At 61.2% G+C, this 14,353-nt stretch carries 13 protein-coding genes and 1 pseudogene; 10 read left to right on the forward strand and 4 right to left on the reverse strand.

Features of this window, described 5'->3' with window-relative positions; all coding sequences use genetic code 11:
• Positions 1–74 precede the first annotated feature (74 nt).
• Together E3O46_RS18050 and E3O46_RS18055 are read left to right on the forward strand one after the other, a co-directional pair.
• Entirely contained in the window at positions 75–521 is a 447-nt protein-coding gene (locus E3O46_RS18050; protein ID WP_134562306.1) for a hypothetical protein, read from the forward strand.
• Positions 522–531: 10 nt separating this feature from the next.
• Entirely contained in the window at positions 532–1,557 is a 1,026-nt protein-coding gene (locus tag E3O46_RS18055; protein WP_166791102.1) for a serine/threonine-protein kinase, read from the forward strand.
• A 228-nt stretch (positions 1,558–1,785) separates the two neighbouring features.
• Here the strand turns inward: E3O46_RS18055 and E3O46_RS18060 are convergent, their stop codons facing one another.
• Together E3O46_RS18060 and E3O46_RS18065 are read right to left on the reverse strand one after the other, a co-directional pair.
• Positions 1,786–2,364 (reverse strand): hypothetical protein, encoded by a 579-nt coding sequence (locus E3O46_RS18060; RefSeq protein ID WP_134562310.1) that lies wholly within the window; start codon positions 2,362–2,364, stop codon positions 1,786–1,788.
• Positions 2,365–2,562: 198 nt separating this feature from the next.
• Positions 2,563–4,404 carry a hypothetical protein gene (locus tag E3O46_RS18065; protein WP_134562312.1) on the reverse strand — a complete coding sequence of 614 codons (1,842 nt, stop codon included), beginning with the start codon at positions 4,402–4,404 and terminating at the stop codon, positions 2,563–2,565.
• Between the two features lie 164 nt (positions 4,405–4,568).
• Between E3O46_RS18065 and E3O46_RS18070 the strand changes: the two are divergent.
• The 6 genes and pseudogenes from E3O46_RS18070 to E3O46_RS18095 all read left to right on the forward strand — a co-directional run bounded on the left by E3O46_RS18070 (position 4,569) and on the right by E3O46_RS18095 (position 9,844).
• A pseudogene (locus E3O46_RS18070) lies at positions 4,569–5,717 on the forward strand (IS3 family transposase).
• Between the two features lie 182 nt (positions 5,718–5,899).
• Complete coding sequence (locus E3O46_RS18075; RefSeq protein ID WP_134562314.1) at positions 5,900–6,079, forward strand: hypothetical protein; 180 nt, start codon at positions 5,900–5,902, stop codon at positions 6,077–6,079.
• Between the two features lie 147 nt (positions 6,080–6,226).
• Positions 6,227–7,495 carry a hypothetical protein gene (locus E3O46_RS18080; RefSeq protein WP_134562316.1) on the forward strand — a complete coding sequence of 423 codons (1,269 nt, stop codon included), beginning with the start codon at positions 6,227–6,229 and terminating at the stop codon, positions 7,493–7,495.
• A 141-nt stretch (positions 7,496–7,636) separates the two neighbouring features.
• Positions 7,637–8,344 (forward strand): hypothetical protein, encoded by a 708-nt coding sequence (locus E3O46_RS18085; RefSeq protein WP_134562318.1) that lies wholly within the window; start codon positions 7,637–7,639, stop codon positions 8,342–8,344.
• Complete coding sequence (locus E3O46_RS18090) at positions 8,331–8,969, forward strand: hypothetical protein (protein WP_134562320.1); 639 nt, start codon at positions 8,331–8,333, stop codon at positions 8,967–8,969. The genes E3O46_RS18085 and E3O46_RS18090 overlap by 14 nt, the downstream gene beginning before the upstream one ends.
• Positions 8,966–9,844 carry a nucleotidyltransferase family protein gene (locus E3O46_RS18095; RefSeq protein WP_134562322.1) on the forward strand — a complete coding sequence of 293 codons (879 nt, stop codon included), beginning with the start codon at positions 8,966–8,968 and terminating at the stop codon, positions 9,842–9,844. The genes E3O46_RS18090 and E3O46_RS18095 overlap by 4 nt, the downstream gene beginning before the upstream one ends.
• 197 nt (positions 9,845–10,041) lie before the next feature.
• On the opposite strand, the gene E3O46_RS18100 is transcribed toward E3O46_RS18095, so the two are convergent.
• Entirely contained in the window at positions 10,042–11,073 is a 1,032-nt protein-coding gene (locus E3O46_RS18100) for a hypothetical protein (RefSeq protein ID WP_134562323.1), read from the reverse strand.
• A gap of 154 nt (positions 11,074–11,227) precedes the next feature.
• On the opposite strand from E3O46_RS18100, the gene E3O46_RS18105 reads away from it, so the two are divergent.
• Together E3O46_RS18105 and E3O46_RS18110 are read left to right on the forward strand one after the other, a co-directional pair.
• Entirely contained in the window at positions 11,228–11,818 is a 591-nt protein-coding gene (locus tag E3O46_RS18105) for a hypothetical protein (RefSeq protein WP_241987466.1), read from the forward strand.
• Positions 11,819–12,203: 385 nt separating this feature from the next.
• A complete protein-coding gene (locus E3O46_RS18110) occupies positions 12,204–13,124 on the forward strand; it encodes a hypothetical protein (RefSeq protein WP_198413736.1) in 921 nt (306 codons plus the stop codon).
• A gap of 3 nt (positions 13,125–13,127) precedes the next feature.
• Here the strand turns inward: E3O46_RS18110 and E3O46_RS18115 are convergent.
• Positions 13,128–14,353: hypothetical protein (locus E3O46_RS18115; protein ID WP_166791103.1), on the reverse strand; the 1,226-nt coding region annotated here is incomplete at its 5' end.

Here is a 14,353-nt window from a genome sequence, read left to right on the forward strand (position 1 = left end):
CGAACGACTCAATCCGACAACCGCGGCGGTCGACCTCGACCGCAGCCACGAAACGACGAAATGAGCGCCGAGTTTTGAAGGTCATTGGCATCAAGAACGGCAAGGATACTTTCGGCTGGGTAATCGTGGAGGGGGAAGCCCGGGAAGATGCGACCGTGCTGGACTTCAAGGAGGTCTCCGCGCCGTCTGGAACTCGTCCAGAGCAGCTCTCCTGGTTGCGGCGAGAACTCATCGAAGTACTAGAGCGGCAGGATGTGGACTACGCGTCATTGAGGTTGGCCGAGGCCGGACGAACCGGCACTGCAAACTTCGGCCGAGCGGAAATGGACGGAGTCACTCAGGCCACGTTGGCGGACCTCCACGTGCCGATGAAGGGCTACAAGAGCGCGACCGTACGAAGCGCGTTCGGCAAGACCAAACCAATCGCCGACGCCGTCATCGAATCGTTGCCTTGCGTGTCCTCGTCGGCGAAGACTCGGCGTGATCAGCTCGTGGTCGCTATCGCGCAATTCCCGATCTAACGGCGACCACGTGTCATATACATCGATTCGACGGTTGGGAGCCGGTTCTTTCGGCGAGGTTTGGTTGGAGTTTGACGACGCCCTCGGCCGTCAATGCGCAACCAAATATCTCAATGCGGCCGGGCTCACACCTGGTGCGGACGTTCACGCCGAGGCGCAGGCGATGGTGATAGCCCAACACCCCAATGTCGTCGCAGTGTATTCCGCGGATGAAGTCAGAGGCGCTCCCGTCATACGCATGGAGTACCTACCCAATGGCAGTGTTGAGGACAAATACCACGGAGCGGCCGTGGCAGTGGGCGACGCAGTCCGGTTAATTGAAGAAGCCTGCCGCGGGGTAGAACACCTACACGCCTGCGGACTCTTGCACCGCGACATCAAACCAGCGAACCTCATGCTCGACGAAAACGGCGTGGCGAAGGTCAGCGACTTTGGACTCTCATGCCAGCGAGGCGCAACCGAAGGCGTGCCGCCCTGGAACTATATGGTGCACTTGCCTCCGGAAGCAGTTGGGACTGCTGGCGGAATCACCACGCCCGTGGGCGACGTCTACGGCCTGGGAATCACCGCATTCAGGCTCCTCAATGGCGACTCGATGTTCAAGCAATCCTTTGTGTCCACGGCTGAACTCCTAGCGGCGATTGCGGCGGGGACTTATCCGGTGCGGAATCGATGGCTGCCGCAAATTCACCCTGCATTGAGGAAGACGATTCGAAAGGCGCTCAATGTGAAGCCTGGAGAGCGATATCAAAGTGCCGCAGATTTTCGACACGCCTTGGAGAAAGCCCGCCCGCTCGTGTCATGGGCTCAGGGCGACCATGCGCATTCCTGGGATGGGTTCTCACCTCGGAACGGCACCTCGTGGCGAGCAGAATGCCTCCCATCACGCGGGGCAGACCGCTTCACTCTTGAACGGCGCTTGTCGGGGCGAAACTGGCGCAATGTCGGTTCAGACTCGAAGGTCTTCGCATCGTCAGGTGAGGCGCTCAACTATGCCGAACAAGTCCTTGGACGCCTCGCCGCGACCGGTTCTTGAACTCGGTCCTGCGCGTCCACATCTATTGGGACCGCTCTGCCGCACCGGGTTCATTGGTGTCGCGCACCCGGCGACCGAAGATATCGAGGACCTAGTCCGATCGCAAATACGCAAATTGAGCCTCGAGTACGTGTGCATCGCCGAAGGCCGGGCTCTGGACGCTGCTGCCGTAGTCCAGGAAGGTTAGAGCCGCCCAGTGCGCATCGGCATCCGCAGAGGCGGGGACCCTTATATGAGACTGCTGAATGACTCGTTGAACCCCCGGATATCTGGGATCTCGCCGAACTGGGCATCAAGGAAACGTGACCAGGCGTGCGCCGCCAGCATGTCGATCGCGAAGATCGGTGCACCCACAAACGCGCCCGGCAGCCGGTAAATCGCCACACCATTCTTCGAACCCAGGTAAGCAACACCATCGCCCAAGCGAATTCTCAGCGCAAGGAGGACCGAGCGAGCGTTGCGCTTCGTGCTGCGCCTGGCGAAAGGAACGTGAACCAATCCGGTCGCAGCGCTCGCCGCAGCAACCTCAAGCTCGTTGAGCAGTTCTACCAATTCCCCAGGTACGACGTCCATATCGAGGAGTGAGATCTGGGCGGATACCTCGGTGCCGGTCATCCCGTCCCTCAGTTCCAGGTCGGTCTCGTATCCATCTACGCTCCACACGTTGATCGTGACGCCGGCGGGCATGGATGGCTGCAGAGCGCCGGTCAGGTGCTGGGCGATGTCGTCGGGCGATGTCTTCGCGTCAAACAAGTCAGTGATTTCGCTGAGGTCGAGGTGGGCCAGCGGGGTAATGGTGTTGTACATGGTTCTCCAGGGGTTTGATTGAGGTGTGAGATGGAGGTCCAGGTGGCCGCTCCAAGGAGTACATGCGCGGGCGGATTCGCCGCGAGAGAGTTGTCGATGACCCGGCCGCAATTCTGTCGCTGTCACTATTGACGCCGATGTTCACGGACGCATGTTCGTCTTTCTGCGTCCGTCTTCTGCTTTTGGACAGGACCATCCTCAGAATGCTGGTCGTTCGGGTCGCCGCGCTGTCCGCGGAGTGACCTTCTCGGGTGTTTTCCCCGCGCTTGTGGTCTGAGCGTGGCTGAAGGTCTCGGTGTTCATGAAGGCGGCGATTGTGCGGAGGTTGTAGTTGGTGAGCAGGATCGTCACGAAGACTTGAGCTGCGGCGAATCCGCGCGCGGTGCGGCGGGAGGCGTCATCGAGGCTCTCGAAATCGTGGCTATTGATACTGGCGTTCAGGCTTTCAGCGGAGTTCCGTGCGTGGGCATGAAATTTCTGCCACGCCGTGCTCCCATACGTGATGGCCTGACGCTCGCGCACACCGTCGTATTTGTAAAAGGTCACAGACTGCTGGGTGCAGATCTTGTCGGGAGAATCCGGGAGGTCATCATTGGCGACGTGAGGGCTGGCCGAGTTGATGTGGTCTGCTGGAAGCGTCCGCAGGGGGCAGACGACGGTCGGACTGGCTCCGGCGGCGGGGCACATCATGCGGATCCGGCCCTGGTCATCGGGCTTGCCCTTGGGACGAAGCTCGAAGGGAACGCGTGCCTGAATGAGACGTTCGTATGTCACTGCGTCGATGGCGCCGTTGACGTGATCCTTGGACGCGTTTTGGAGCGTCGTGGGCATGCTGGGGCAGTACGCCTTGCCTTCGATAAAGGTTGCTCCGGACTGGACGCCGTGCACCCCGAGTCGCTCGACGCGGTAGTCGGTCGAGGGCGTGAAGCCAAGGTCGAAGGTGGGCTCGTGGAGGCGTTCGACACGAGAACTGGCGAAGTAACCTTTGTCGGCGTCAACGATCCCGGGGGCGAGGCCGGTGCCCAGTGCCGAGCGCATCAGCGAGACGGCTTCTTCGTCCACACCGATGTTCGGCATGCTCAGGGTCGCACTGATCGCCAGCTTCGGGAATCGGGATTCTCCGGGGCGTTCCGAGTCGACGCGTACGGCGATATTGGCCGCCCAGCCCCAGCGAAAGTCGCTCCGGTTGTTGGGCGTGGGGCGCGCCCACCAGCCGGCGAACACGTCGATCGGTTCGCGATCCAGGGACCGCGGCTCGGTGCCGATTTCGTCCGCAACGTTTCTTGCCAGGTTCCGTTTGTTGTAGCCGCCTCGGGTGGGTGATGCGATGAATGTCTGGTCGACGGCGAGGTCGATGTGTCGGGTGGCACTGCGGAGGTGCTGCGGCTGCTGCATGAATGTCATGTGCAGGAACGCCTCCGTGAACTCGTCCAGTCGGAGCTTCATCTTCTTCTTTCGGTCGGCGTCGTGCGCGTCCAGAACGGCTTGGACCTCTGTATAGGTCCGCGCCGCGTCCCTTTCCTGAGGGAAGGGATCCATCAGAGCGAGCAGGCGATGGAACGCGCGGTGGGTGCCGCCGTACCAACGCTTGTCCTCCCGGGCATCACCCAGGGAAGCCGGTGCGACGTAGGAGAGGTTCAGAAGCGTGCGCGACTCTATCGTCAGGCGGTTCTGGAACACCACGGCCAGTGAGCCGATCTGGAGCGGACAATGTTCGCTGGACAGCAGGAGAAGCCCCACCAGGATGGCGTGGTCAGAGATGAGGCTGGGGCGTGCGCACGTACAGGTGGTGTGAATGTCCTCGCATCGCCAGGCGGTGAGCTTGTCGAGGATGCCCATCTGGAGGACCCGGGAGTGGGCCAGGGCGACCTGCTGCGAGGTGAAGACATGATCGGTGCGACCGCCGCTCTGGACTTCGGATGCGCTCATGCCGCCGAAATCCGGGTCGCCTGGTGTGGCGGTGATGCCAGGACACATGATTGCTCGCGTCCTGGCACGGCGGTTGGGTTTGGAGTTGTCGTTGAATCGGTTCTTTGTCATGAAGAGTATGTGTGCGGCGGTTTTGGGCTTCCGAAGAGTTTTCTGCCGTATTGCGCATGGTCGATCTCATCCCGTGACATTAATAACTGATCAAGGGGGACTGCTGTCGGTTTGATTGACTCCTGATTTGTGAGGATTTCGGTTCTCACGGAAGGATGTTCATCGTGCCAAGAGCTTTCCCCATCGAGTTCCGTCGTGACGTGGTTGCCGTCGCCCGGAAGAACGAGGTCCCAATCGCGCGGGTCGCGAAAGACTTCGGGATCTCGGAGTCATGTCTGCAACGCTGGCTGAAACTGGCCGATATTGAGGATGGCAACCGACCCGGCGTCACCCATGCCGATGCTGCCGAGCTGCGGGAGGCGAGGAAACGGATTCGACTGCTGGAGCCGGAGAACGAGATCCTGCGCCGGGCTGCCGCGTATCTGTCTCAGGCGTCGCTCCCAAAATGATGTTCCCGCTGGTCCACGAGTTGGCCGCCGACCGGAGAATTCCGGTCGCGGTGACCTGCCGGGTGCTGGGCTTCTCCAAGCAGGCGTATTTCACCTGGCGGAGGGCTCCGGTGTCGAGCGCGACTGGGACAACGCGCACTTGATCAACGCCGCCCTGGCCATCCACGGTGACGAGCCGGGTTTCGGGTATCGGTTCATCGCCGACGAGATCGAGGCCGAGTCCGGGATCAGAGCGTCGGAGCGGCGTGTGTGGCGGCTATGCTCCCAGCAGAGGATCTGGTCGCATTTCTCCAAGAAACGCGGCCTGAACCGCGAAGCCGGACCGCCCGTCCACGACGATCTCGTGCAACGGCAGTTCACCGCTAACGGGCGAACCAGCTCTGGCTGACCGATATCACCGAGCACTGGACCGACGAGGGCAAGCTCTATCTCTGCGCGATCAAGGACCTCTGGTCGAACCGGATCGTGGGCTACTCGATCGACTCCCGGATGACCGCCGACCTCGCCGTCGCGGCCCTCCGAAACGCGGTCGCCCTCCGCGATATCGACGGGACCACACTGCACTCCGATCGCGGGTCGCAGTTCCGGTCGAGGAAGTTCGTTGAGCTGCTGCGCCACGCGGGCATCACCGGGTCCATGGGCCGCGTCGGCGCGTGCGGCGATAACGCCGCGATGGAGTCGTTCTTCGCCCTGCTGCAGAAGAACGTCCTCGACAAGAAACGGTGGCAGACCCGGCAAGAACTGCGGCTCGAGATCGTGACCTGGATCGAACGAACCTACCACCGCAGGCGTCGCCAACGCGGACTCGGCCGGCTCACCCCGATCGAGTTCGAGATGATTGAACCTGCCGCTCACGCGGCGTAGAAACTACAAACTGCGAGAGTCAACTAAACCGACAGCAGTCCCAAACGTTCAGGCTTTCATTCGCCTATGGCGTTGGTCTGTGCTGAGCGAATCGCGCGGGCTTACTTGCCCCTTTTCTCCTTGTCCCGATGCCGGCGTCGGAAGGACGGGGCAGTGTCGCAGGTCGGGTCTAACCTTCTGCCATGGACATCAATCTTGGTCAGCTCTTTCTTCAGGCTTTTATCGACGGCTCCGCTCTCGTCGCTGACGCGGGTTGGCAGACGATGGTGGACAACCCATGGATGTTCCTGCTCGTGCCCGGCATGCTCCTACTCGGGCTCGCCTCTAGGCGCGTCAAGCGCCATCCGCGTCGCAGCTTTTGAGCACCTCCAATCGCGGCGGGGTACCTGCCGCGGGTAAGGCATGACTCTCATGCTGTCCTTGATGTCTCGCTCGCCGTGTTGCTGACGTCAACTCGCATCGACGGGGAGCAAGATACTGACGCAACGATGTCGATGCTTGGAGTGCGTATGAATGCAGGCAAGTCCGATCTCACGCCCAACACGCTCGCGAAGTCGGTCGTGGACCGGTACCTGACGTCCAGGGACTTCAATGGCCTCTACCTTCCCGCTGATGCTGACCCGCACGTCGTGGACAAGGCGAAGGAACTCGTCGCCGGCGGGAACCTTCAGGTGATGGTTTCGGAGGTGGACTACCCGAACCCACACATCCGGCCCTGGCCGTCGCGCCGCACGGCTGAGTCCCAGATCGCATCGCTAGAGGACCTCTCTACTGCCGAGTACGGGCTATGCCTCTATCCGACCCCGCTGGCACTCAAAGGCGTGCGTGTCCCAGCGCGGCTCAAGGGGCAGCCTTTTGCAGCCGCCCTGGCGAAGGGACGCGGCACCCTCGAGCTCGCGTACTTCTGCGCCGATGTCCTGGAGCCTTATCGAAACGACCCGCGATACCACTTTCGATACTGGGACTTCGGTGTTGAGATGGGCATCGGCGACGAGGCCTATCTCGACGAGAGCGAGCTCGAGCGCGACAAGGTGTCTCTTAGCCACCTCGGCTTTGCGTACGACCTGTCGGGCTATGAACGCAAGGACGTCAACACACCGATCGTGCGCCGTGTGGCGGCCTTCTACGGCGATCTCGCCAAATTGACTCCCGAGCATCAACAGCGCTGGCTGTCCTATCAGGTCACTGAAGACGGACTCAACCCTCACCCCGCTTGGTGGATGACTCAGATGGGCGAATGGGCCGACGGTATCGGGCCGTTCGACCATCTCTTTCTCGAGATCGAGAATTTGAACGCGCTGTGGCAGGGCGCATTCGGCCAGCCACTCTTCACACACCTGGAACGACCGCAGGACTTCGGTTGGATACTTCGGCCTTCGCAACGCGAATGGGACGAGTTCATCGTGCAACTCGACAAAGTCCTCTCGGAAAACATCCGCCACGACGCGCTGGACGCTGCCGGCACACCGCGCAAGGACTCGCATGACCAAGCGATGGGGACGCTCACCCGCCTAGCCAACTTCATCGAGGGAAAAGGCATCGACAAAGCCGTCGTCACCGACCTCATGCGACCGCTGCGCGAGATTCGTCGCGCGCGTCAGAAGCCCGCCCACGCGCTGCGGACGAACATCACGGACAAGACTTTTGTCCACCGTCAGGTCGCGCTTCTCGAAGATCTCAACTCAGCGCTTACGGAACTCGGGCGTTGGCTATCCACCCACCCGAAGAATCGCGGCTGGAAATCGAGCTTCGAGCCTGATGAGTACTACCGGATGTAGTTGGTCCATCCACTGAACGTCACCGTCGTGACGAAGCCGCCGCTCCCACATGATTGTTAAACCTTCAGGTGGCCGCAGCGGCCTACTGATCATCAGCTGCTACCTGGCGTGAGGGTGCCATCCGGCATGCATACTCATAGAATGAGCGATTCTTGTGTACGTGGAAAGGCGAACCCCAGTCAGGCGACGCGGTTCCGGCTCTGGGCAGACTCAGCGGGATACTGTCAGAGTCCCACTTGCCAGAAGGCGCTGTTCGTCGATTTACAGAGCGGCAGTTCAGCCCACTTCGGCGAAATTGCCCACGTAATTGCCGCAAGCGGTGACGGCCCACGCGGCGATGCGAGTGTGGACGAACCAGATCTAGGCGCGTGGGATAACCTGATTCTTCTTTGCGCCAACTGCCACACGATCGCAGACAAGGCGCCCATTGATCATCCAGTTGAGATGCTTCTTGCGTGGAAAGAAGGGCGGCTGGCAGTAATAGAGGCTGCCTTGGGGATCGCATCCTTCGCATCGAGAGCGGAAGCGCGCACAGCTATCGAGCCATACGCGACCCAGAACCGTTATCTTCATCGCACCATCGGACCTGACAACGAGTATCGCTTCAATCCCGAGGCGGAGGAAGCCGCCATGTGGCAGCACGATATGGTCGAGACCGTTATCCCTAATCACCGACGGATCCTCCGGATCATCGACGCGAATACTCAGTTGCTTACTCCGGCGGAGAAGGAGGTCGTCGCTGAGTACCGCAGCCACGTGGACGGCCTCACTTATCGTCACCAAGGTGAAGGCGGTCTGAAGACGGTACTATTCCCCAAAGCGATGGAGGGCATCTTTGGGGACAGTTGACGACTTCGTCCTGAACAAGTACAAGTCCCTTTACGACGGCGTCGTGGTGGACGCAGAAGCTGACGGTGACTACGTCAGCATCACGCGCCGCGAACAACGCCCCATCCGATTCGCGGTGATCAAGAAACAGAACGTGATCGCGGACGACATCGCGCATCTGCTCGGTGGTGACGTCGACTTCATCGTGAATATCCCAAGGACCGGCATTTTCCAAGCCGACGCGATTAATCTCTGCTTGGAGAAGGAGGTCGCGTGGGGAGGATTGGCGGATAGTATGCGAGCCGTCAGGCTCGATGACCCACAGACCTATGTTCCGGAGAACCTCGCGTTCGTCATGCGAGGCCTACTCCGCCACTCGCATGTGGAATCCGTCTCTCACCTAGACAGCCGCAGACTCCGCATCACCCGCACAGATGGCCTCCCGGAGCTAGTGCTCTACATCGAAGACTCCTACCAGGCTGAGGTCACCACAGTCCATTTCGCGATTGATCGATGCTCCCCGTTTGACATCTTCGTCGCCACGAACCCCAACGCTGGGCCAACGAAGAATGCGATGGCCGCAGCCCAGGATGCAGGGGTGGAGATCCTACGCTGGGCGGACACCCTGCGGCGCCTTCGGCAATGATCGTCGATGAGTTAGCGGGGCTCAGGGAGGTGGCTCGGCGGCATCCCCGCCTCGCACTCTATGTTTTTGGGTCGACGGTGCACGGGCCAGAAGCGCCGATCGACCTTGACGTCCTCGCTGTGTACGAAACGTTCGAGGACTATAAGGCGTTCCGCCTCGACCTTGATGGGTTGGCGTTTGCGCCTGTCGTGGACCTGGTCTCCATGACGCCTGCAGAAATCCACAGCTCGGGGTTCCTGCACAGATCACGAGCAGTCGCTCTGGCCGAAGCCGAACTCTTCCGTAGCGAAACCGTCTCCCAAAGCTCTCCCCATGGCATAGCTGAGCCGGACTACGCAGTGCCAGCGTTGTCCTCTTCAGAAGGGTACGAAGGCGTGCACCCCACTTTTGACGTCGCAAGCCTGGGGCGCTGGGACTCGGACGAGGGGGTTTTCGTGATCGACACGATCGAACTCGGTCTTCCTCAGGCTTCGCAGGGTGACGATACGCAGGCAACGGCACTGATCGGCGAGTGGAGGCGCGGGCTTCTGACCTTGGGCCCACCAGAAGACGTGCCGCTTAGCGTCATAGATGCAAGCATCCAGGGAGTCTTGCGCAGTGAGCCGCTAGAGCACTACCTCTCCGACCGCGGGGGCACGTTCGCAAAAGAGCCTTCGTCCTGGGGTGCTGAGGGCCCGCTGGCTGTTGAACTGGTTGACGGCCGCACAGTTCTCGTGGACGGGAACCACCGCTGGGCCGCCGCGAAAATCCGCGACGATGCAACATTTCGCGCACAGATTCTCCGGCCGGGAACATCCTTCTCCGCTGACACCGACTGGGGTGCGATGCAGTTGTCCCAGCTCGTCGAAAGGCACCGTCGGCGCGCTGTGAGCTGAGCGCGGTGAGAACGGATGGCACCGTCATATCTGGTGATAGCGGGTCGGCAGCGGTCGCAGGTCCCACTGGACATCGAGGTCGTGGGCGACTTGTCACCGTCACATTGCCTCCGATTTTCGCCGGACAACACGAATGACCGAGACTGTGCGGTTACAGTGTGATCGCAGCAACCCGTCTGTCAGCAGCCACAAATGACTCAGAACGGCGTGTCGTCTCCATGCTGGCCGAATCGCTGCCACGGGTCCTGCTCTGGGAACGGCACTGCCGCTGTCTGCGCCGCGCGTTCGAGGCGCTCGCGATCTTCGCGTGCAGCCGCCGTGTCGGCCTCGCGCCTTTCGCGCGCGGCCACGATGTCGCGTGGCTCCCGGTTCGATAGCCGCACCATGAGCGCGCCGACGACGTGCATCATGAGCCAGGCGTCCGCCTTCGTCACATCGCCCTCGCGATGACGGTGGGCGTTTCCACGGTCGGACCGGTCTGCGTTTACCCAACCAATTAGGGGCTTCATGAGAGAGCGATCGGCGGGACTGATGACATTTTGGCGTTGTGCGTTGTCGAGCTGGTCGGAAACCGAGTTCCCTTCGACGCCGAGTGCCCGGAAGAACTCCTGAAGCGAGGTGGCAGCCTGCGTCAGCGCGACATCCGTCTCGCCCTTCGAGAGTCGCGTAAGCGCACTCTGGTAGGCGTTGGACGCTGTGTTGAACACGGGGTCGTCGCCGAGGAGGATGGTCGCGGGCCGCAGGACCTCGGAGTGCATTACGTAGTTTCCGCGCTCCTGGAATCGCCCGTCTTCGAAAAGCCAGTCGGCGCGGGCGTGCAGCAACCTGTCGTTGACAACCTCGATGAAAGCGTCGACGTTGTACTCCGGCTCCACATCGGGGCGGTTGCCGTACCCCGAGTCTTCCCACTCCTCGTCGTGGTCGGAGAGCCAGAGGAACGCGTTCACAACCGCGGCCAGAGCATCGAGTCGTTCGTGGTCGTCACCTTCGCCACGCAGGCGGTTCGCGCTCACCCACACATTCGAGTTGAGTTCACCTAGGCGCTTGTCGGCCATGTCGAGCACCCGTCTCGGCATGTTCGTGAAGGTCTCCAGTGCTGCCATAACCTCGGTACCCACCGGGGTCGGACATCCGTCTAGCCAGCTGATGCCAGTCTCCAGTTCCGCGACAGCTTGCTCACGGCGGCGGCGAAGCTCGGACGGCAGCGGGTCAAGGCGGGTATCTCGCACGCAGTCAGTGTATCGAGCCGCGTACGTCAGCAGGGCGGGTCAGTGAACGGGGCGATACGCTGCAACCAGCGAGCGTGCCGATGCAAAACGACCGGGTGCACGAAAGCTGTCCAGGTCTGCTGAGCATTGTCGGATTAGGCCTGGGAACCCTGCCATGCTGACCTACATGGTAGACACCAAAATGAGCAAGTCGGCCGGCGAGCATTGGACCTGCGCTGCGCTCTCCCTCCTTGGCTGGGGCGTCGCGCTCACGCGCGATGGCCTCGAGCGGACGGACATACTCGCCGTGCAGACGACAGGCGATCGGCGGATGATCGAGGTTCAGGTGAAGGCCGCGCGTGGTGTCGGAGACAAGGTCAGCTGGCCTTTGGGTCCCAACGCTCAGCTGCCCTCGATTTCCGACCGGGAATGGTTCGTACTCGTGATGCTTCCCGACAATCTGGTGACGTCACCGCGCGCGTTCGTGGTGCCGCGCGACCATGTCGCAGCCGCTGCGTGGATCTCGCATATGAACTGGCTCACCGACCCGTCCGCGGAGCCGGGGAAACGCAATGCGCCAGTGGAGAGAGCACGGGTGTTGGCCCCGGTTTGGAGCCGCTACGAGAATCGGTGGGATCTTCTCAACGCCAGCGCACGTGATGCGCCGGTGCTTCTCCCACCGGAGTACCGGGATTTAGCACAAGAACCGCATGTAGGCCTCCCGCCTCAGCACCCGTGGCACTCCGGCGTGCCGGAATGGCAGTAGACCTGAGAGCGCAGAACCGCCGGAGCGAATGCACAGCGTTCGAAGCGCGCCGCGCACACTGTCCCGGCTGATGTCTGCCCCCCCTCTGATTGAATGAGTTCAACCAGAAGACGGGGACGATCCGAATGGCGGCGCGAGGTCAAGATCGGCTAACGTCTGGACCGACAACTGCAGCAGATTCTGCAGGTGCTGCTCGGCACCTCTATGAATGCCTGCCTGAATAGATGACTCTGTCCGCGGTCGATGACACGCTTGGCATCCGTGAACCGAATCACCAGGGTGCTACCCCTGATGCAGCCGAGGCTCAGTCACATTAGTGCCCCACATTTTCGCCGAGTCTCCTACTCTGGGAGCGAAGCCACGAACAACGACGGGTCGGGTGTACATGGACATCGGTGACGAACAGATCTACCGCTTGCGTGACTACGCTCCGTCAGAACGGGTGAAGATAACCGCCATCGACACGGGCAAGAAGAATCACCCTCGTTATGACATCGAACACCTTGACGGTGATCAAGCCGGAATGGTGGAGAACATCCCGGGCGGCCGTCTTCGGGGACCCTGGTCGGGGGTCCGTGAATACGACGCGCTCTGGGCGAACTGGCAGCGGATCAACGATTTCGATCTGACCGAGACGGAGCAAGATGCCACCGAAAGGGTGTTCTCTCTGCTGATCCCCATTGAGGTCGCGCAAAGGGAGTGGACTCCGGTCCGATATGCGACCGCCGTTCACGAACCTGCCCAGTTGGCGAAGCTGATCGGGCTTCCTATGGCTGACCTGCTTGCTCAGATCGATTCGTTCACAGTCGGTGGGGTGACAATGCTCTCGCTTGAGGGGACGCTCTTGATCTCTGAGTATGCGTGCCGGATCCGTCCAGTGCCTGTGCTCGACTGGGTGATATCTGACGAAAGTGAGTACCGCGAGAAGACCAAACATGGCCGCAATTTCGTCTCCTCTGGTAATCGAGCGGCTTCGTCATCTCCCGAGTGGGAGTACCAGTGGTACCTCGAAAGCGTTCGCCCGGTTCATGAGCTACTACGCGCTTGGTGCGGACATCGCGCAGCGACCATGCACGAGCGCTTGGCCGCCGCGGAAGCTGAGGTGCACCGCCTCGACTCCCTCATCGTTCGCCTCATTGACGAGCTCAAAGCCAACGACCACTCGACGGTTGCTGAGATTATCGAGCGGACTCATGAGGAAGAACGGATCACGCCCGTGAGTGTTCGTCCGATCGTTGACCGGCCGTTGAAGCCCTCGGAGATCCCTGTCCGTTACGAACGGGCGCCGCGACGCTGGGGCCACTGACGCTCAGGGGCGAAACAGCCCACGGGAACCCATGTACGGTTTCAGGTCTGTGTGCGACGGTTCAGGAATCAAAGGCGGTGGCGCGGCAGATTTGTGGAGCGGATCCATTGCATCGGCCTGATTCTCGATCTGTCCAGCCCAGGCGAGCGCCCTAGTTCGTCGTTCCTGGTCAAGAGGGGAAGCCCAACTTCGGATTGCTTCTGCGTATCGGCGTAGCTCCGATATCTGGTTCCACTGTCTAGCCTGGGCGAGCATCTCGTCGATCACGCGCTGCTCCTTGAACCTGATGATGGCTCGGTCTCGTGCAATATCCCACTCGCGTTGAGCTTCTTCACGCCGTCGTTGGTTCGCTTCACTCCTGCGCAACTCGGCGTCGCGAGATACGACCTGTGCTCCGTGGCGAAAACGGATCTCTTCAAGGACTTGCCCGAGGTCTTCCTCGAGCCGATGCGCGTCGGACTCGCTCCACTCTTTGCCCCAAAAAACGCCAGGGCCATCGAGCGCGATACCGAGAAATTTGTCACGGACGTCGTCATGATCAGGGAACAGGTAGCCCTGCCGTGCCCTGTTGAGCTCCCGTTCGGTCGGCTCGTGAGGGATGCGCAACAGCGCTTGAGTCATCCACAATCGCACTTCGCCAGCCTCGCCCGCGAACACGAGCTCGTCGCGAAGCGGACTCGAGGCTGTGCTCGTGCCGCGGACCACCCGTGCTGTTGCAGCGGTGACCGTCATTCCATCCTCGCGAGCCCCGGTCACGAGTGCTTCAAGTAGCCGAAGCGCACGATCGCGAGGTTCTCCCGTCACTTGAAACGTCGAGCTCTCTGACAAGGCCCGAACTACATCACTCTGTTCTGGTGCGAGGCTATGCCCGCGAACCGGTTTGGATACCTCCACCTGCCACGCCGGCAGCTTGCCCAACGTCGTCCACAGCTCATCCTTGTCACCGGCTCTCCTGCGGCGAAACGTAATCTGCATATCTTCGGGAACGAGACCCTCCCGTCGTGCTTTTAACGCGCGCTGTCGGTGCAATCGTTCGTCCGCCTGCGGCACATGAATACCCAGCCTGCCAGCGTCGGAAAGCGCGCTCACATACAACTCAATCTGTCCCGGCTTCTTCAGCTGTCGGCGGCCATGACAAGCTGCCCATAGGCGGCCATGGAACTGCCCGCTGACGGCCAGTAGAACTGCCCGCTGGTGGCCATGAGATCTGCCCACTTCCTGATCTGAAC

This window comes from Cryobacterium glucosi, assembly GCF_004402235.1.
GTDB classification, from domain to species: Bacteria; Actinomycetota; Actinomycetes; order Actinomycetales; family Microbacteriaceae; genus Cryobacterium; species Cryobacterium glucosi.